10 protein-coding genes are annotated in these 20,834 nt (G+C 50.7%); all 10 read left to right on the top strand.

All coding sequences use genetic code 11. The annotated features are described in order from the left end of the window. Positions 1–6: 6 nt before the first annotated feature. Complete coding sequence (locus tag KIB08_RS06365; RefSeq protein ID WP_303991012.1) at positions 7–1,011, top strand: major capsid protein; 1,005 nt, start codon at positions 7–9, stop codon at positions 1,009–1,011. 12 nt (positions 1,012–1,023) lie between these two features. Then, the gene (locus KIB08_RS06370; protein ID WP_303991014.1) at positions 1,024–1,389 is read left to right on the top strand and encodes a hypothetical protein; all 366 of its coding nucleotides are present in this window, start codon (positions 1,024–1,026) and stop codon (positions 1,387–1,389) included. 245 nt (positions 1,390–1,634) lie between these two features. Further along, positions 1,635–2,225, top strand: coding sequence for a hypothetical protein (locus KIB08_RS06375; RefSeq protein WP_303991016.1), 591 nt, complete (start codon positions 1,635–1,637; stop codon positions 2,223–2,225). After that, the gene (locus KIB08_RS06380) at positions 2,225–4,459 is read left to right on the top strand and encodes a hypothetical protein (protein WP_303991018.1); all 2,235 of its coding nucleotides are present in this window, start codon (positions 2,225–2,227) and stop codon (positions 4,457–4,459) included. The genes KIB08_RS06375 and KIB08_RS06380 overlap by 1 nt, the downstream gene beginning before the upstream one ends. Further along, a complete protein-coding gene (locus KIB08_RS06385) occupies positions 4,437–4,904 on the top strand; it encodes a hypothetical protein (RefSeq protein ID WP_303991021.1) in 468 nt (155 codons plus the stop codon). The genes KIB08_RS06380 and KIB08_RS06385 overlap by 23 nt, the downstream gene beginning before the upstream one ends. A gap of 2 nt (positions 4,905–4,906) precedes the next feature. Next, positions 4,907–5,548 carry a hypothetical protein gene (locus KIB08_RS06390; protein ID WP_303991024.1) on the top strand — a complete coding sequence of 214 codons (642 nt, stop codon included), beginning with the start codon at positions 4,907–4,909 and terminating at the stop codon, positions 5,546–5,548. 3 nt (positions 5,549–5,551) lie between these two features. Further along, positions 5,552–7,693, top strand: coding sequence for a hypothetical protein (locus KIB08_RS06395; RefSeq protein ID WP_303991027.1), 2,142 nt, complete (start codon positions 5,552–5,554; stop codon positions 7,691–7,693). After that, positions 7,686–17,243: a DUF6861 domain-containing protein gene (locus KIB08_RS06400; RefSeq protein WP_303991029.1), complete on the top strand. Its 9,558-nt coding sequence runs from the start codon at positions 7,686–7,688 to the stop codon at positions 17,241–17,243. Before KIB08_RS06395 ends, KIB08_RS06400 begins: the two co-directional genes overlap by 8 nt. After that, complete coding sequence (locus tag KIB08_RS06405; protein WP_303991032.1) at positions 17,240–19,708, top strand: hypothetical protein; 2,469 nt, start codon at positions 17,240–17,242, stop codon at positions 19,706–19,708. Before KIB08_RS06400 ends, KIB08_RS06405 begins: the two co-directional genes overlap by 4 nt. A gap of 7 nt (positions 19,709–19,715) precedes the next feature. After that, entirely contained in the window at positions 19,716–20,705 is a 990-nt protein-coding gene (locus tag KIB08_RS06410) for a leucine-rich repeat domain-containing protein (RefSeq protein ID WP_303991034.1), read from the top strand. Positions 20,706–20,834 lie beyond the last annotated feature (129 nt).

The raw sequence follows: 20,834 nt of genomic DNA on the forward strand, positions 1-20,834 counted from the left end.
GAAAACATGGCAACAGTAGGAAATTTAGCTTTAACGCTTTCGGACTTACGCAAGCGCACAGGCCCGCAGGGTGAAATTGATTGGGTGCTGGAAGCACTGAACGAATCGAATCCGATTTTGGACGACATTCCGTGGCTTGAAGGTAACTTGCCGACGGGTAACCAAACGACGGTGCGCACGTCGGTCCCGATGCCGTCGTTGCGTCGTATTAATCGCGGCGTCGATCCGTCGAAGTCCACTACCAAACAGGTCGCCGATACATGCTCCATTTTTGAAGCGCGTTCGGAAGTGGACATTGAATTGTTGGCGCTTGCTCCGGACAAGGCGCAGTTCCGTCGTTCGGAAGATGTTGCGCATATTGAAGGCTTCGGGCAAGCGGTGGCGCGTAATATTCTTTACGGTGATTCTATGACGAACCCGGACGAATTTAACGGCTTAGGCGTTCGTTATAACGTCCTGAAAGGCGAAAAAGGTGATCCGGGGTATCAGGTCGTATCGGCCGGCGGCACGGGCAAAACAAATACGTCGATTTGGATTGTCGGTTGGGGCGAACGTACCGTGACGGGTATTTATCCGCGCAATACGTATGCCGGCTTAAAAGTCCGCGACTTGGGCGAAAATGATGCGGTAGATCCGGACGGTCGCAAGTTCCGCGCGGTGTCTACTTTGTTCACTTGGAAACCGGGCCTCGCGGTACGCGACCAACGCGCTGTTGCGGCCGTTCGTAACATTAACGCAAGCAATTTGTTAAGCCTTGACAGCGACGGCAAACGCTCCTTGATTGAGAAATTTATTCTTGCGAAAAACCGTTTGCGCAACTTGGACACGGTGAACGCGGTGGCCTATGTCAACGATGATGTATATTCGTTCTTGGAGATCTATTTGATTGATAAGAATAACATACATGTAACGCGCCGCGATCTTGCCGACGGTCAGCAGGTCCTGTATTTAGCGGGTATTCCTGTTCGCAAGCTGGACGCGTTGCGTAGTGATGAAGAAGTCATTAAATAAGGAGGGGTCTTAATGATTTACGATGCGGAAAATACATTTCTTTGGCAAAAAGACGTTGCAAAGGTCGGCACGGGCGGCATTGATTCCGATGTTGTCTATTTGGGTAAAGGCGACGCCGTCCAGCCGTTGTGGTTGGCCGTGACGGTATCGGCGCCGCTTTCTGATGATGCTACCGTCACGGTGGAAACGTCGGAAAAAGAAACAATGGCGGGCAAAAAGACGCTTGGCACGTTTACGCTTGCAAAAGGTGAACGCAAGCTGGCGGCGAAATTGCCGGTCGGTGTACTTGGCTATGTTCGTGTCCATGTAGCGGCGGCGGCCGCCACTTTGGGTGCGGCGAAAATGAACGCCGTTTTGGTCTTGGACACTGACCTGTAAAATGGAAGCTTTAGTGTTTGGACGGTTGGGGCGGCGGAGTATTGACACGATGTCGGCCAATGAGTGCCGCGCGCGTTTAGACGCCGCGGGTATTCCGTACGCGGACGATGCGACATTGGCAGAACTCCGTCAAGCCGTCAAGGAACTTGAGGGGGCGTAAGCTCCCTCTTGTTTTTTTATATGTTTAGTCAAAAGGCCGCTTATTCTAGCGTCTTTTTTAGTAAGCATATAAGGAGGAACAAGCAATGACAATAACCGATATTTGCAATTTAGCGCTATCTCATTTAGGCGTCGGGACGATTCGAGATGTACACGAAGAAACGGAAACGGCGCGGGCGTGTAAATTGTATTACGACGCGACGCGGCGCATGTTATTGCGCGAATATCCGTGGGGCTTTGCCCGCCGCGTGGAACGTTTGGCGAAGATGCCGGACAAACAATTTCCGGGACACAAAAACGTGTATATGTATCCGGAGTTGTGTTTGTATATCTACCGGCTAACAGACGGAACGCCGACGCCGGACGAGCGGCCGCAATTTGAAGTGTTTAACTTGGACAATAGTACAAAGGTCATTGCGACGGACATAGACGACGCGTGGGCGGACTATGTTTACGATGTAACCGATCCGGACGTGTGGGACACGGTATTTTTGGAGGCAATGACGCGGAAACTTGCGGCGGATCTTTGCATGCGGCTTGTCGGCAATCAAGGTCTGTTCGAGCAACAATTTAATTTATATCGGGTGGCCCTTGACATGGCAATGACGCAAGTAGCAAAAGAACGGCAAAACGATCCGCAGCCGCTTAATCGTTATATCAATGCGAGGTGGCGCTAATGGGACAAGGCGTCGGCCCGATGTACGCAATTCAGCCAGCGTTCACGACGGGCGAAATTTCGTATGACGTGGCAAACCGTGTGGACTTGGAAAAATACAAGTCGGCACTATTGCGCGCAAAAAACGCGATTATTCGTCCCTATGGTGCTGCTTGCCGTCGTGCCGGGAGTGAATATATAGGCGAAACGAAATACGCCGATAAGGACGCCATTTTGGTGCGTTTCGCTCGTGATGCGGACAATGGTGATCTGTTGGAGTTTGGCGATAAATATATTCGCGTTTGGCACAACGGGAAAGATAGCGGCAAGGTCATTTCCGCGCCGTTCACGCAAGCAATGCTTAAAAAGTTACGCTTTGCGCAGTCGGCCGATACTTTGTTCATTTGTTCGGGCGATTTGCCCGTGTACACGTTAACAAGGGACGGCGGCTATTCATGGACGGGCGGCTGGACATTGAAAGAATATGAATTTTCGCATATGTACTTTGAAAATGAAGATGACTACGGAGCGGCGGACGTTACGCCATACGAAACATTTGGCGAGAACGTAAATGTAATCGCGTATTCGCGATCCGTTCATTCGCAACTTAAGGGCGCGCATTTGCAGATCACGCATCGTATGCCGGCGCAATCGGTGAAAGTGGAGTTTACGGGCGAGACAACAACAGAGCGTATCCTTACGTCCGAGCCTATTTATGTAGGCAAACAATGGAAAATTACGACGGCGGGACTTTGGAAGGGCGACGTGCTTTTGCAGTATTCCTATTCCGGAAACGGAGGGTGGAAAGAATTTCGCCAGTATTCATCAGATAAAAACTTTAACGCGACAGAATCTGGAACGGTAGACGAAGAAATGTATTTGCGCATTTTCGCTGTAGCAAGCGGCAGCAGTTTGACGGCGACACTTACGCGCCTTCCCTATATGCATGAGGGCGAAGCGGTTATTAATTCATGTTCCGGATCTGCCTTGAATGTGTCTGTAATAAAACCGTTCGGGTCTACCGATACGACAAAATTATTCAGCATCAGTCCGTGGGACGCGGCGCGCGGCTATCCGCGTGCCTGTTGTTTCTATCAAGACAGACTGGTATTAGCGGGAACAAAGGCCTATCCACACAAAATATGGTTAAGCCGGACGGGCGATTATGCCAATTTCAGCGTAGAAAAAGCGGGCGGACAAGTGACGGACGATTCAGCCGTGGCGTTGTCCTTAATTTCGCGTGAAATGTACAACATTCTGCATCTTGTTCCGGCGCAGGATTTAATCGTATTAACGGACGGGAACGAATGGATCGTTCCGGGTGATAAGCCGGTCACGCCGAAAACGGCGCAAGTCAAGACGCAGACAATGCGCGGGTCGGCAGAATGTGAGCCGGTATATATCGGTAACCGTCTTGTATACGTACAAGCGCGCGGCGCAACGGTGCGCGACATGGGCTATTCGTATGAATCGGACAACTATAACGGGATTGATTTGACGCTATTAGCGAAACACTTGGTGCAGGGCCACTCCATTGTGACGGCGGCTTACGCGCAAGAGCCGGACTCCGTGTTGTACATGGTACGCGACGACGGTGTTTTATTATGCTTGACGCTAATACGCGAACAAGACGTTTACGGTTGGTCGCATTGGACGACAGACGGGAAATATTTGTGGGTCGAAACGGTGCAGGAAAATGGCGAAGAATCGGTTTACGTTATTGTCGAGCGTAACGGCAAACGATATATTGAGCGTTTTCGCTCCGGTTGTAATGTCTACATGGACAGTTACGTACAGGCGCAAAACGGTACAATTCAGGTGCCGCATCTACAAGGAAAAACGATTGCCGCGGTGGCGGGCAATAAGCGACTACCGGACGGAACGGAAACGAGCATTCAGGCGGACGCTGCCGGCCTTTCGTATGAAACAAAAATCGAGCAGCCGGGTATTGAGTTGCAACTTGCTAACGGTACTGTACAGGCGCGGACGGTGCGCGTGAATGAGGTAACATTGCGCGTAACTAATTCAAAAGGCGGCAAAATAGGTCATAATTTCAAATATATGGACGCATTGCCCTATCCGTCGGCGGAAAACTTTACGGGGGACATTTTGGCGGTTATGCCGAATACAGATGTCGGTTTTAACACGCGCGGGCGTGTTTGCATTTCGTCCGATGAGCCGTTTCCGTTGAACGTGTTGGCGCTTATTCGTTCGATCTCTGTGGGTGGCGGTCATGTCAAAGGTTACAACGGTTGACGCGCGCAGCGTTGACGTGTCTGTGTTGCATCGTTTGGGCGCGAACATGCGGCCGCATGATGTGGAAGAATGCGAAGCGTTTGGCTTGTCGCCGGTGGAAGCCGTGCTGCAGTCGGCCTATAACGCGCAAAGTGAATCTTTTGTCGTACTGGACGAACAAGGGGAGGCGCTTTGGGTATACGGGCGCGGTCCGGTGATCGGCGCGGAGGGCGTCGGCATTTGGTGTTTGGGGCGCATCGGATCGGAAAAACACGCAAAATTCTTTTTACGAGAAAGCAAGCGCGTAATTAATAAATGGCTTAATGAAGGCGCGGTGCTTTGGAATTATGTGAGCGTCAACAATGCGCCGTCGTTGCGGTGGCTTGCGTGGCTTGGTGCGACGTTTGGCGAAACAGTCGAAATTGGTGGCGTGCAGTTTGTAAAATTCGAGATAAGGGGGAAATAACAATGTGTCATCCGGTGGCGTTGTTGGTCGCGCAAGTGGGCGCGCAACTTATGGGGCAGCGGGCGCAAACAAAGGCCAATATTAATATGTATCGGGCGCAAGAACAGGCGGCGCTAACGAATCAAAAGATGAGCGAACGCCGACAAGAACAGATTGCGGAAGAATACGGACGGGAAGAAGGCCGCATGCGCGATCGTATGCGCTTAATTGCCGGACAAAACGCGGCGGAAGGCGGCGCGGCCGGCTTGCAATTAGGCGGGTCGCTAATGGACGTCTTGGGCGCGTCGTATGGTGGATATTTAGACGACAAGGCGGCCAACTTGCGGAATCAGCGAAACGACGTATACAACGAATTTGTACAAGGCTGGAATTACGGGCAGGAGGCGGAACAAGCAAGGGCGGGCGCGTATAATGCAAAACTTGCGGGGCGTCGGGCAATGCTTGGCACGATCTTGGGCGGAGTGCAACAATATCACGACTTGCGGTCAAACGTCGGGGCGGCCAATTATAGCAATGCGGCGCCTGATCCGACTGTGCGGCTTGGCGACATTATGACAAATAATAATTACACGATATACAAACAAGGCGGTAAATTCAGATTAAAAGATAACCACACGCCGTGGCTTGCGGGTAAATGGAGGTAAGCTATGAAGCTGGAATCTTATACGCCTTCTGTGCGCGGAAACGTGCAACAAGCAAGAACAGGCGTTGCCGGTAACCTTGAAACGCGCGGAGGTAATGACACAACGTGGGGACAATTAGGCAAAGTTGCGGGAATTGCCCTTGAAGCGCAGGTCAAAAAGCAAGAAGATGATGATGCTTTGCGCGTTGCTAATGCGCAAAGTGAATACATACGCCGCACGAATGAAGTGTTATACGGTGACGGCGGAATGGCGTACCGGCAGGGGGAAAACGCGACGCGCACGCGTGAAGATTATTTGACGGCGGAAAAAGATATTCGCGCGCAAGTATTGAGTGAATCGGGTATAAAAACGCGGCGCGGGCAGGAGTTGTTCCAACGGCAGGTGGAAAAATCACTTACAGCAAACGAAGCGGACATTTTGGGGTGGGAAGAAAAGGGCCGCAAACAATGGATCGCGGACACGGCAACGAACAAAATGGAAGCGACGCTTGCGGCCGCTATTAATACGGGCAACATAAAAGCGGCCTATGAAGGTGTCGATCAAGGCTTGGCGTTACAGTCGAAGTATTTAGATGATGCCGGTTATCAAGCGGAACAACGCAAACGATATACAGACGTAACGAGCAGAATGGTCGGGACACTAATTAATGCGGGCGACTATACGAAAGCGCTGACGGCAATTGAACACGCGCGCGAAACGGGGCTTGTGTCCGGTGACGTATTAGAGAAATTGGAAAGCGCCGCAAAAGAAAAGAAAGGCGTGTTGCAAGCAAAAGAAAACGCCGTCGATTATGCAACATATTTTTCAGGACAGGGCAAAAGAATTTGGGAGGTCACGCGGGAACAGTTTTCCGCAGTGTTCCGTGAAAAGAACAAAGGACGCGGAGGCAGTCGCGCGGAAATTGTTGAGCGTTTTTTGGCGGCAATCGGCGGACAGGAAAGCGACGGCGACTATAACGCAGAGAACAACACAAACGCCGCGTCCGGTATTGTTGCCCGCGGCAAATATCAGATTATAGACGGTACATGGCAGACGTACGCGAAAAAAGCGGGGCTTGATGCAAACGCGCCGCGAACGCCGGAAAATCAAGAAAAAGTCGCGCGGGTAATGGCGGAAGAATATTACGATTTAACCGGCGGCGACACGGCGCAAATGGCCGCATGCTGGTATGTCGGCTCGCCGGTTACAGGCTGGTCGCAAGAGGCGCTAAACCGGCCGCAAATATCCGACGACGGAACGCCGCACCCGTCAATTCAAGAATACATGGATCAGGTACAGGCGCGTATGGGCGGCGGGCAATTAACGGAAGGGCAACTGTTTGAACAGGAGGAACGAGAATGGCGGGCGTTTCAAGCGCAAGCGGCGGAACAAGAACGCACGTATCGGCAAGACTTGCAACGTCAAAAAGACAGTATTGAAGATGCACTTGAAACAATGACGCCGGCTGAGCAATTACAATTTTTACAGGAACAAACGGCGGGCAATGAGGACTTAAAACGCGCCTATCGGTCAACTATTCGCGCGCTAAAAGTAGACGGCGAAAAGATACACGATTCAGAAATAGAGGGTATAAAACGGTTGATTGCAACGCGCAAAATTCAAGATCAGGAAGATCTGACCGGCTTTTTTGAGCGCAACGGCTTAAAACCGACGTATACGCAACTTAAGCAATTAAGCAATGAATTAACGGCGGCCAATGAGGGTACGGGCAAATATCGGTACACAAACGATGCCGCAATTAAGTCGGCAGTAAAAAAATTAGTCGGCAATAAGCGCGGCGACTTTGACGCAATGTGGGCGGGCGCATCGGTTGCCCTTAATAATGAGGCGGTGAAGTACCAACAGGAGCATCAAGGACAAATGCCACCGCCGGCTTGGCTGGAACAAACAGCCGCGCGGTTAATGGTCGATAACGTATCGTTCGCGCACCACCCGCAAACGCAAATCACGCGCGCGGAGTTGGGTACATACGGGTATTCTAACGCGCAAGAAGTAAGCAACGAACGGGGCGAAATATTTATTCGCTTGTATGCGCCGGACGGTGAATTTATAGACGTTGGCGCGGATCAGTTGCCGTATTGGCTTGATGGCGTTCGTTCCGGGGAGTACGGGCGTCTTGGATTTAACGGAGGTATGAATGGATAATCGAGAAGAACGGCAAAAACAGGCAGACGCGGCGTTTCGTTCGTCGGGATTCGGTATGCCGAAAATTGCGCCGTCTCCGATACAACAAGAGGCGGACGCGGCGGCGAGCTTGGTCAACGCAAAACCGGTCGCGCCGCCGCCTACATTGTGGGAACAAGTGCGCGATAGCGAAATCGGGCGTTCCTATTTCTGGGGTAAAGAAGATTATTCACGCCGCGCAAAAGAAATTGCGGACCGTTTGCAAGTGTCCCCCGATGTCGTTTCCATTGCCGGCGAAGAAAGCTTGAAACGTTGGGAAAATACCTTTCAAACGCTGGAAATGGGAAAACGTGATGACGAATTTGCACAGACGTGGAGCGACTGGAACGACATTTCGCAGACGGAACGGGCGATCCGTGTACATAATTATTCCGACGTTAAGCAAACAATGGGCGTCGTGGATAATGTTATGTCGGGTATTCGCCAAATGGACGCGCAAATTAAATTGTCCGCTATGGGCAATGAGCGCATGGAGTTAGAGGCAAAAGGTGCGAATACTGACGAATTAGACGCTAAAATTCAGAATCTACAAAAATATATCATGTCGCAGTCCGGTGATGGCGGTATCATTCATGACACGTCAAGCCAGTTATACATGATGGCCAATCAATCCGTTAATTCCGGCAAGGAAATCATGATCGGGTCTTTAATGGGCGCGGCAGCAGGTGCGGCGGCGGGCGGTGTCGGCGCAATTCCCGGCTTTATTACCGGCGCAGGTTTGGGGTATCGTGCGGGTCTGTTTAACCGTATGAACGAAATGGAACGCGGCTTGTCTTATCTTGAATATCGAAGCGGCGGGGAATACGGGAAGATGTCCGCAGAAACGGCGGCAAAGGCGGCCACGGCTGTTGGTATAACTAACGCGGCAATTGAATTTGCGTCGTTTGGCATGGGTCTCAGGGCGTTAAGCATGGGCGCGCGCAAGATTGCAGGACGGACGGCGGCGACGGGCGCGCAGTCGATTATCCGCAACGCGGCGCGTTCCATTGCGTCCGCGCGAAGCGTGGGCGAGGCGGGCAAGATTTTCGCAAAATCGGCAGGAATCGGCGTCGCATCGGAAACGGCGGAAGAAGTCGCACAGCAAGCGGTGCAGGACGTTGCGTGGAACGTAGCGGCAGATCCTGGTGAGGGAACGCGTAAGATGCCCGTTACAGAAATCATCAGTAATGCGGTTGATGCAGGTATCACGGCGGCGCCGACTATCTTGGGAATGTCGGCGGTATTGGGCACAGGCGCGAATATTCGCTTTGTATCGAAAGCGGCGCGCATGTTGCGGCCGGACTATGAAATTCAAAAAGAAATGGCCGTTCATACCGTCGGCGCGCAAATGTTGCGCGACCTTGAAGCGGACAAACAAACGAGCGCGCTATTCAAAAAAGATCCGGAGTTGTATACAAAATCAGTACAAGAGGCGGCAGACAAACAAGGTCTTGGCGCTTTTTTTGTTGATGCGAATGCGCTTATGGAAACAGAGGGCGGCCGCGACATCTTAAATCGTATGGTGAGCGGTAATGTCGTATCGGAACAGGCATTGCAGACGGCAATTGAAACGGAAGGACGTTTAGAAATTCCCGTCGGCGTATACTTGCAGGAAGATTTTACGGAACAGCAACGGGCGGCGGTAGACAAGGCCAGCGCATGGACGCAAGACGGAACAACGCAAGCGGAAATGGCGGCGCATTGGGAAAACATGGCCGCAAGCAAGTACGCGCAAGAGTTGCAAGACGATATTGACAGAATGATCCATGCGACCGATCGCGTATTGTCTGATAAATTTTCGGCGGCAGACGAGGCGGACAAAGAGACGATTCGGCAAGTGTTAATGACGAATCCGCTAGACTTGGAATCGGCACGTAAGAAAGTCCGCAAGGAAATTGAGGACAATATCGAGCAGACGTTTTCCGATACTATTTCCGTGATGCGCTCCAACTTGGCGGACGGTGGTGTTCATTTAATTCCCGGCCGTGATACTGTTTACGATCAGGACAGAATGTTACGCGCGTCAAGCAATCCGCAATGGTACAAAGATTTTTACGCAACGCATAAACGCAAGCCGCGCAAGGACGAATTTTATGACATTATGCTCGATGAAGAAGAAAAGCAGGTGCAACGGTATTATTCAAACGGCGTAATCAAGAGCGAACAGGACTACGAGGACGCATTACAACAGATTGAAAACGGGCGCAAGATGGTCGAGGCGTTACGGACGATAGACGCGCACAAAGATACCTTTGACGAATTGCAGAAAGAAAAGGCCGTGTCCCTGCGCATGTATTTATCGCCGGACGAGATGAAAGTGTACGACGATGTGAAAAAATTTATGGATAACGTCGGCGGCGACGCACAGGAAAGCGCGCATCAAGCGGCGTATTTATGGGCAAAACGCGCCAAAGTGTTTACGCAAATGATGCACGACATGGGACATACTGACTTTGTCGCGACGGACTATCTTGACATGCACCCGCTTTTCACTATGAATGAATATACACCGGACGCGGCGGACAAAATGGCGGCGCAGTATCTACAACAAAATAAAACCGTGACTTTTGTCACGGAAGAAGAACGCGCCGAGTTCGAGCGGGAAGGTGAAAGGTTTATAGCCGTACTAAATGATGATGCGGTTCCTAACAGTGAAATGATCCGCCTTACCGCCGCTCCCGAAATATTAACCGCCTTGGGGTATACGAATGAGGATATCGTTATTTCCAAAGGGCTGGCGCTTAATACAATGAACGCACCCGGCACGTCGGCGCATGCCCATGCCATGACGTCGAAAATGTTGGCACAAATTCCGGCCGCATTGCACGAACCCGTGTTTGTATTGAAGTCGGCAACGCGCAAGCATGATTCGATTGTGGTCTTTACGGATATTCGGGACGAGCAAGACCAGAGCGTTATTGTGCCGATTCGGTTCACGAAAAACAAATTGGGATATGCCAATCAAATATCTTCAATGTATCCTCGCACGCGAGAAGAGCTGTTCATGCTTAAACAGATAATGAGCGATAACTTAGTGTACATTAGCACAAGAAAAGGCCCCCTTTGGGCAAAGAGCACTAGGCTACAATTGCCTAGGACTTTGCTCAAAGAGAGCCTTAACTATGAGTTAAAGATAGCACGAAAAAAAGGCGATGTCAAGCATTATCGGGGGAATTATTATTTTCAAGCGGCTTGGCACGGTTCACACCATTCATTTGGGCGGTTTGATACAAACGCAATCGGCACTGGCACGGGAAGGCAGGCGCATGGCTGGGGGCTGTATTTTACACAAAGTCAAGGCGCGGCAAGGCAGTATCGGGATCAGTTGGTGTCGCGGGAAAGCGTGCGCAGGAGAAAAACAGATGGTTCATACGGCCAATACCTTATATTTGAAAACGGAAAGCCTATTGATGCGGCGGCACAGGAAGCAATAAACAGGCGCATCGCCGCCAAAACGCTGAAAACGGTGGCGAACGGCCGGCCGGAGGAAACCTACTTCTTGCCAGAACTTAAGCAAGTTATGCAACAATTAAAAGAGGGTGACGCATCTACAAACAGGCTGATTCATGTCTTGCGGGAACAAATTGACACAATTAAAAGCAACAACAAGATGTCTATTACGGCTTTTTTGCGACAGGTTCCGACAGACGAAAAGGCCCGCATTAGGGCAATTGTAAGAGAAACAAAAGCGGCCGCCAACAATGAGGGACGGCGAACGACAATTGCCGATGTATTAGAGGGTATTGAGCGGCACGCAAAACCCCTTATTTCGCAGCGTGAACGCGAACTTGCGGACTGGCGCGCATTGTCAGGTCTAAAGGTAAACGCGCTTACCGTCGCGGCACCGGGTAGTTTGTATAAGGTTGATATACCGGAGAATGAGGTTCTGTTAGATGAGGATACGCCACTTAATGAACAGCCGGAGGCGGTGCGCAAGGCAATCGCCGCATATTATCAATCGCGGCCCGATTCGTACATAGCGGTGCCGGCCGACGGTCTTGGCGCGAGTACCGGCGAATATTTTTTACGTGATGTAGTGTTTCAGATGCAACGAGAAGGCGAAGAAGAACCGAAAAAGGCGGCGTCGTTGCTACTGCGTAAATTTGGCATTGAAGGTATTACGTATAAAGACAACAGAGACGGGCGTTGTTTCGTTGTATTTAACGATCAAGCCGTGCGCGTGCTGGAGCGTAACGGACAAGCCGTCGGGGAAATGTATCAAGACGGCAAAACAGAAGCGCAAGGGCGGCCGCTAGTTGCGTTACACAATACGACGGCGGAAAAGATCCGGCATATTGCCGAATTGGGCGGAATTGCCGTGCCGTCAATCGCCATTACACGCGCAGATGTTCCGTATAATCGCTTTGGCGACATTACCTTAATTGCCGGGGCTGACTTTATTAATCCCCAAAAGAAAGAAAACACAACTTTTGATACAGATGTATATTCGCCAAGATATCCACAAGTTTATGACTACAAGTTGGAGAAGGGCGCGGAAAAAGAACTTGTTTCTGTTTTCGCTCCTTTGGTGAAAAAGTTTAGCGGTGAGGATATTGGCGCGGGGGCGTTGGCAGACCTAAAGAAGTCATTGACCGGCGGACTTGACGGCGTCCTTTCTAAAGGCGGACTTGACGAAAACGAAACGGCACAAAAGGCGTGGTTTGCGACAAAAGGACTGACGGTAAAAGATTTACCAAACACAGAAGCGCGATATAAATACTGGATAGACAACCATTCAGAATTTAAGGAGTGGTTGGCGCCTTTATATCATGCTATACCAAAACAAGCGCGCATTTTAACCGGATATACCGCAAGTGGGCGGCAGCGTTTCAAAGATTACACGCTGGATAATATCGTTAAAATTATGCGCGGTAAGGCGCGCAATGAAGAAGGCATGTATTACGGGGTTGGCAACATTCGTGCGGCGCATGCAAAAAAATACAAAAACCTAACCGAAGTACAAAATGATCGGAATCGCATTACAAGCCATGAGGACATGGAAACATGGAAAGAAAAACTTAACGAAAAATGGGAATCCTTAACGCAAAAAGCGGGCGGCGCAAAGGCGGAAATACTTGCCGACATTGTTTTGAACAGTCCAAAAAGTAAATGGCAAAATGAACTTGACAAAGAGAACATAACGGGAATAAATGCAAACACCCTGAGTGACTTTGTAAATGATATTACAAGCGCGCCGGCTGAATATTTTGAAGTAAAAAAACAAAGGGCCGTTGGCCTTGATGAGTTTTACGCGGCTATTGTTCCAAAGGGTACGACAAGAGAAACGCGCAAGATTTTACGTGATGCAGGTTTGCGCGTCGTTACCTATGACGGCAAAAATCGCAATGAGGTATTGCTTAAAACGGCGCAACAGTTGCAGAAAAAGCACGGTGATGTGTTATTTCAAAGGCAGCAGGAACGACATATTCGCGGTATGACGGCTTTACGCGACGGCCGGCAAATGTTGTTCTTGTTCCGTAAAGACGCTAACTTTTCCACTTTCGTGCATGAATCCGGACACGTCTTTTTGGAAGATCTGCAACAAATGGCGGCACAGGATAACGCGCCGGAGTGGCTGAAAAAGGACTGGCAAACGGTCAAAGAGTGGACCGGCTGGAAAGACGGGGCGGACAATCGGGCGGCACACGAAAAGTGGGCGCGAGGTTTTGAGGCTTATGTACGTGAAGGCAATGCGCCGTCGCGCGACTTAAAGGCCGTTTTTCGGCGTTTTCGTCGGTGGCTTGTGGGAATATATCAAAACTTACTGGACTTGGGCGAAATCCCGCCGGAATCAATCCGCAATGTTATGGATCGAATGCTGGCAACACAGGAAGAAATTGACGCCTACACGGCGGAAAAAGCGCTGGACACGATGCAAGACGTTGACACGAAACTGGCGGCGCGCTTGGCAAAACTGAAAGCAAGAGCCGCGGAAAAAGTCGAAAAAGACGTGGAAGCGAAAATTCGCAAAGGCGTCGAAGAAGTGCTGGAAGATGCGGTTGAATCGTGGCGCACGGCGCGGACGGAAGAATTGCGCAAGGAAGAAATTTACAAGCATGAGGCACTAGCAAAACAATTTGGCGAAGACGTCCTGAACAAATATTATGCAGATGCGGCGGCGTTCAAAAAGGCGCTGGAAGATGCAGGCGGACCACTGGAAGAACGATTGAAACGGGAAGAACAGGAACAGAGAAAAGCGTTCGCCGACGAACTGATGAACCCTGAATCTATCCGCACGCAAGTGGAAGAATACATGACGGGCGAATTGGGGCAAGCGGACCTGCTGGAGGCGGAAACAAGATATATTGCCCGTGAACGTAATAAGCTTGCGGGCGAATACATGAAACAATTGCGCAAGCTGGACAGTCACCAACAGACAGACGAACAGACGGAGGCGGAACGGCTTGCCGAGGTGCTTTCCTATTTGCGGTCTGAATTAAAAGAACATGAGGGTGCGCGGGAATCAGTAAAAGACGCGCAAAAACAACTGTCCAAAATGCGCCAACAGGAACGCGCGGCGGAACAGGAGCTGGAACGCGAACAGACGCTGGTCGCACGGTTAAAAGAAAGTCACGCGGAAGATGCGGAAGAACACGCGCAAAAACTTGCGGAAATGCGGCAGAAGTTGACCGACATACGCAAGGAAAACGCGGCGAAGGTGCAAGCAATCAAGAAAACGGCGCGGGAAGAAATCAACACGCGTCTGCAAGGTTTGCGGGACGTTCGCGACAGTACGCAGGGGCGTTTACGCCTGATTGAAGAACAAGCGGCGCAAACGTTACGACAAGCGCCTATCGGTGAATCGTTGACGTGGAAAACGTATCAACGGAAAATCGCCTATTACGGCACATTATCATCGAAAGCGCTGGTGCGCGGTGATTATGCACAAGCGGCGGAAATGAAAGAGCGGCAATTGTATCATGCGTATCTTGCCAAACACGCGGTAATGCAGGAACAACAGGTGGACAAAGATATTCGCCGGTTACGTGAAAATCTTAAACGAATGACGCGTTCGCAGCAGCCGATCCGCCTTGACACGCAGTCCCGGTATTTTGTGCATCATTTAATGTACCAATTAGGACTGACGGGAACAGATGCACAAGCGCCGATTGACGGTTTCGAGATGTCCTCAATTGAAGAATTATTGAACCCTGATGTCGCGTTTGGTATGGGCGGAGATCCGGTTATTTCTCCGGCTTTACGGGCAATGTTTGAAGCGGACGGACGAAACGAAAAGACATGGCGGCAGATGCCCTTTGAAACGTGGGAACAGACGGTTCAAGTGTTGCAAGCGGTATACACGGCAGGGCGGCGCATGCATGACGGCTTGGCGATTGTTCGCAAGAACGGCGAACATGTAAGCATCGCCGACGCGGCGAACGAGCTTGCCCTTAAGCTTAAAAAGCGGTACGGAGAAGATAACAGAGATTTACGACAGATCCGTAACGACATGACGCGCGCTGACCGTATGGAACAGTTGGCGGGCGAATTGGTAACGCAACTTATCAAGCCGGAAATTATTATGAACCGGTTAGACGGTCGGGCGGTCGGGGTAAAGATTGATGATGATTCGTTCCATCGCTTTATTTATGATCCGATAGCCCGCGCGGCGAACCGTAAGCGCGAAATGACGGCCGACGCAAAACGGACTTTGAGCCGAATATTCGAGCGGCGCTATTCACGCAATGAGATGCGCACGATGCGCCAAGAACGAAAATACCAAGTTGGCAACCGGAGGGCATACACAAAAGAAGAAATATTGACGGCGGCCTTGAATTGGGGCGCGGCGGAAAACAGAAAGCGCGTACTGCATACGTTTGGCGTTGATGAAATGACAATGAACGCCGCTTTCGGTGAAATTCTGACGGCAAAAGATTGGGACACGGTCGAAAAGATTTGGCAATTTATTAACGGCTATTATGAGGAACGCAGTCGCGTTTTGGAACGGGAAACGGGCGCGCCGTTGGGCAAAGTGGAGGCCGTGCCGTTTACCATTAACGGCCGCAAGTTTGACGGCGGTTATTATCCTATTGTGTACGATCCGCAATTATCGCAAAAAGCGTCGGACATGGACGTAGCGAATGAATTGGCAAAACAGATGTCAAGTAATGCGGTATTTGGCGCCGGTTTAGGCGCGACGAAAAAGCGGCAAGCGGTGGTGAATCGTGAATTGTTGTTGTCGCTTGACGTATTGCCGCGCGCGGCAAATGAGGCTATTCTGCATATTTCTATGCGGGAAGCCGTGCTGGACGTGGCGCATTTACTGGACCATGCGACGTTGGCTGAGCCGTTGCAGAAAGTCATAGGACAGTCGCAGTATCGAATGTTGCGCGAGTGGGTGCGCGACACGTGGCGGGAAGAACTGGTGCGCGAATCGAGCGCCGAACAGTTTGCGAACTTGTTGCGTCGCAACTCTACCTTCGCCGTCATGGCGTACCGAACATCAACGGCACTTCTGAACATTTGTAATATTGCTATGGTGGCGCATTCTTTGGGCAAAGTGCGCACGTTGCAAGCGTTGCTTAAATTTATACGACATCCGCAACGAATTACGCGAAGGGTTAAAGAAAAATCAAGTTTTATTGCGGAACGTGAAGAAAACCTTGACCGTGATTTGGCGCGGGACATGAAAGTATCCGGCAAAGAATTGTCTTATGTGGGAACAGACGGCGTAGCCGCAAAAGCGGCTGAGGGCGCGTATTCGGCAAAAGAGGCGGTGGATCGTTTTGGATACTGGCTAATTACAAAAACGGACTTAATGTTTTCACTTCCGACGTGGCAAGCCGTGTATGAAGATACGGTGCGCGCGGAAATGGAGCGCGGCGAATTGACGGCGGAACAGATTGACGCGGAGGCAGTCGCAAAAGCAGATGAGGCGGTGCGGCGCATTTGGGGTAGCGGTGAAATTCAGGACCAATCAAAAGTGCAAAAAGGCCGCATCATGAAATTCTTTACTCCGTTTTATACGTTTTTCTCCGTGGTCTTAAACGCGCATATTGAAGCCGGGTACGCGTTAAAAGACAACGGCAATCCGGTGCCGCTGATGTCTACCGTGTTGTATTGGTTGTTTTTACAGGCGTTGCTGGAAACGGCTTTGCACGGCGCAATTGATGCGGCGACGGGGCGCGGCCCCGACGATGACGACGACTGGGTCGAATACTTTGGCAAAGAGTATTTGAAAAACTTTGTCGGCACGGCAACGGGCGGTATTCCGGGCGTGAATATTGCGGCGACGCTTACCATGAACACAATGCTCGGCGAATACTACCAAGGACGCGGCAGTCAAGTGGTTGCGTTGCGTGTCATGGACGAGTTGCAAGATTTGGCGTATGCCGTAGGGTCGGACAAACGGGACTGGATCGACATGGGGCGGTCGGCGTCGCGCGTCGGGAACAGACTTGTCGGATTTTCCGACACGTTGACCGACGGTTTCTGGACGCTGTTGCGCGTGACGTGTACGGAATCCGACGCGACGTGGGACGAGGCGGTGGCGGATATTATTTTCGACAGAAAGGCGAGGAAAGCGAAATGATCCAAGAAACGAAAACGAGCGTTATATACGTGGGGGACGGCCAGCAAAGGTCGTTCCCTTTTCCGTATCGGTATTACGATGCGAAAGACGTGGTCGGCTATGTGGAAAACAAGGGCAAGTGGGAACGAATTACGAATAATTATGAATATCACGACGGCGAAAAATCGTATGAATATCCGACGACAGGCGCGCCGTTAGCTAAGGGCGTAAAACTTAAACTTGCACGGGAAACGAAACAATCGCAAGAATACGACTTTGCCGAAGAACCCGTGGAAAAGGCGCTGGATAAAATTACGATGATATTGCAAGAGATTAACCGGGACGGCCTTGTACAAGTCGGCGTCGGTGACTTTGACGGCGTTATACCGGCGGGGCGGCCGTTCGCGTTCCTGCAATATAACGCAGATGCAAGCGGCTTTGACGTGGTAGATTTGCCCGACTTTGCCGGCGAGAAAAAAACGTTATTGGCAATTCGTGATCGTTCCGAATCAGCGGCGAACAGGGCGGAGGCGGCCGCAAGACACACGGATCAACAAGTGGTCGCAGGAAAAGAAATCTTAAATAATTCACTTGCCACAATTGCCGGTGCGGTATCGGGCGGCGTCGCGCGTATTGAAACGCAGACGCGGCAAGCATTGAATGACGTAAACACGGCGGCGCAAGCGGCAGAAGATAAAACGAAAAACGCGGTACAGGCAACACAAGACGCGGCCGCACAAGCGCAAAAAGAAATTGCAGCCGCACAGACGGCCGCCGAAAACGCGAAAAAAGAAATTGCAGACATACAGGCCGACATTCAAAACAACATAGCGCAAAAGCAAAACGAATTTAACACGCGGGCAAATGAAATTCTAGACAAGGTCGGCGAAATTGAAGGCGCCGTACAACGTGGGGAAGATGCGGTTGCGTCGTTACAAAAATATGACGGACTGGAAGCCGCGGTTAAACAAGCGAAAGCGGCCTATGATCAGTCTGTTATTAGACTGGAACGGTCAATGTCCGACGTTGTTAGCCGGACCGAAGAACTTACGCAAATAGAAACGGTAACAAAAGCCGATGCGCAAGCCGCAGAGAAAGCACGCACAGAAGCGCAAGCGGCCGCCGATACTGCAAACAATGCGGCGACAAAGTCCGGGCAATCGGAATCGTCCGCAAAAAACGCACAGGCGGCCGCAGAAAGCGCGCGCACGGAAGCGCAGACGGCACAGACGGCCGCACAAGAAGCGCGCAAGAACGCGGAAACGGCCGCACAAACGGCAAGCGGCGCCGCCACAAGTGCGACACAGTCGGCAGGGGCGGCAAAAAGCGCACAAGATAACGCGCAAGCCGCAAGCGCGAAAGCACAGACGGCAAGCACGAAAGCAGAAACGGCTAACACGGAAGCGCAAAAGGCAAAAACGGCGGCCGAAAAAGCAAGCATGAGCGCAGAAGCGGCGAACAGAGAAACGCAGACGGCAAGCACGGCGGCACAGGACGCGGCCACACAAGCGCAAGCCGCCAACAGAGAAGCGCAGAGTGCGAGCGCACTTGCGGCAAGCACTAAGACAGAATTGAACGCACTAGCAGAAAAAGCGCAAAAATCGGAAGGCGCGGCAAGTGCATCGGCAACACAAGCGAAACGATCGGAAAGCGCGGCCGCCACAAGCGCGGCGGAAGCAAAGAACGCGGCAAAACAGGCGGAACAAATTGCCGGCGGTGACTTTCTAACGACGGCAAAAGCGGAAACAATGTTTGCCGATAAAAGCGGCACGGCGACGGCGTTAGAAAGCAAGGCGAACACGGCGGACGTTTACACAAAAACGCAGGCAAACGAGAAATTTTTACAAAAGACGGACAAAATCGACGCGTATACCAAAACAGAGGCCGCCGAAATGTTTGCTACAAAAGAAGAAGTAAAGACAAAAGCGAAGGCGACAGATGTTTATACCAAGACACAGGCAGACGAAAGATATTTACAAAAGACGGACAAGATTGATGCTTACACGAAAGCGGAAACGGACACCACGTTCGCCACAAAAAAAGAGGTAGGAACGAAAGCGAACGCGGTCGACGTTTATACGAAAGCGGACGCCGATACGACGTTTCAGCCTAAAGGCGACTATCTGATTAAGGGCGACGCCTATATGAAAGCGGAAAGCGACGCAAAATATCAGTTAAAAGGCACGTATGCGAGTGTTGAATACGTAGACGGTCGTGTGGCTAATATCGTCAATAGCGCGCCGGAGACGCTGGACACATTGCAAGAATTGGCGCAAGCGTTGGGAAATGATCCGAACTTTGCCACTACTGTCGCAAATAAAATCGGAACAAAAGCCGACAGGGCGACAACAGAAAACGCGCTAAAAGGGAAGGCGAACGCGGCAGATGTATACACGAGAACGGAAACAACAAGCAAGCTAAACGAAAAGGCAAGCAAGCAAGATGTGGCAAATAAAACGGCGATCACGTTAGTTGTGTGGGGGTGAATGGTCAATGGCAGAAAAAATCAGTACGCAAGCGGTTACTAATCTTATTATTAACAAGATGAACGCGGCCGCCTATTTTGAGGAGAAAGACGCGGGGCGACTGAAAGACAACGAAGTGTATATTGTAGAACCGGACAAGCAAGGGGAAAGCGTTGATGCGTTTTATAAGTGGCTGAAAGAACGCAATTATAACATGAACAATTTCCGCGGACTGGAAACGATTTTTCCGGTTGTTAAACTTTCTCCAATTAAGATTGACGTCATAGCAGAAGATGCAACTGAAATGACCGGTACTGCGGCGCCTAATGTAAAAGTTATCTTCAAAGGGAAAACGGCAATATCTGATAATGACGGGCGGTGGCGGTTGCCCGCTGTTCCTGATCCAAACGCAACAGAAGTTACTGTTCAATGGGTGGATTACGCAGGACGGACACACACGGAAAAAGTGTTTACCTTCTTCAAAAAGTACTGCATTCCGAACGGTATTCAAATTGTCACACAATCTATTGCGGAAAAATATAAATTGAACAAGCCGGAAAACCTTGAGTTCCCAAGAAGTGTTACGCAGATTGAGGAAAAGGCGTTTTATAATTACACGCAAATAACCGGCGCGTCTGCACCGTCTTGCGAATACGTCGGTACTAAAGCCTTTTGTAGCTGTTCGAAATTAAAAAGCATATCGCTTCCAGCCTGTATTGATATAGGGAGCGACACGTTTTTCCAATGTTATGCGCTTACGGCTGTTTCGCTTCCGGCTTGTACGAGGTTGGGCGCGTCTGCGTTCTATGATTGCTCTTCACTTACAAGCGTATCGTTACCACAATGTGCGAATATAGGGGCGGGCGCTTTTTATGGGTGTACTAGGTTGAAAACGGTTATTTTATCTGAACGCTGGACGCCTAATGATAATGTTTATGTTCCTAATACTGCCACTGTCTACAATTCTGATAAAACAAAAAAAGTAGACTGGTATTACAAAAAATGGGTCAATGTGTAATCTTTAGCGCCTTTTGAGGCGCTTTTTTAATGGAGCAAATTATGTTGAAAGAAATAAACGAAATTATTCATGGCGTATCTGATGCGATGACGAAACTCGCCGACGCGTGGTGGGTGAAGTCCTTTTTTT

It is taken from the genome of Negativicoccus succinicivorans, assembly GCF_018372215.1.
GTDB lineage: Bacteria > Bacillota > Negativicutes > Veillonellales > Negativicoccaceae > Negativicoccus.

Coding starts and splice junctions, on each gene's coding strand:
- KIB08_RS06365 (WP_303991012.1), top strand. CDS start 7: ATGGCAACAGTAGGAAATTTAGCTTTAACGCTTTCGGACTTACGCAAG.
- KIB08_RS06370 (WP_303991014.1), top strand. CDS start 1,024: ATGATTTACGATGCGGAAAATACATTTCTTTGGCAAAAAGACGTTGCA.
- KIB08_RS06375 (WP_303991016.1), top strand. CDS start 1,635: ATGACAATAACCGATATTTGCAATTTAGCGCTATCTCATTTAGGCGTC.
- KIB08_RS06380 (WP_303991018.1), top strand. CDS start 2,225: ATGGGACAAGGCGTCGGCCCGATGTACGCAATTCAGCCAGCGTTCACG.
- KIB08_RS06385 (WP_303991021.1), top strand. CDS start 4,437: ATGTCAAAGGTTACAACGGTTGACGCGCGCAGCGTTGACGTGTCTGTG.
- KIB08_RS06390 (WP_303991024.1), top strand. CDS start 4,907: ATGTGTCATCCGGTGGCGTTGTTGGTCGCGCAAGTGGGCGCGCAACTT.
- KIB08_RS06395 (WP_303991027.1), top strand. CDS start 5,552: ATGAAGCTGGAATCTTATACGCCTTCTGTGCGCGGAAACGTGCAACAA.
- KIB08_RS06400 (WP_303991029.1), top strand. CDS start 7,686: ATGGATAATCGAGAAGAACGGCAAAAACAGGCAGACGCGGCGTTTCGT.
- KIB08_RS06405 (WP_303991032.1), top strand. CDS start 17,240: ATGATCCAAGAAACGAAAACGAGCGTTATATACGTGGGGGACGGCCAG.
- KIB08_RS06410 (WP_303991034.1), top strand. CDS start 19,716: ATGGCAGAAAAAATCAGTACGCAAGCGGTTACTAATCTTATTATTAAC.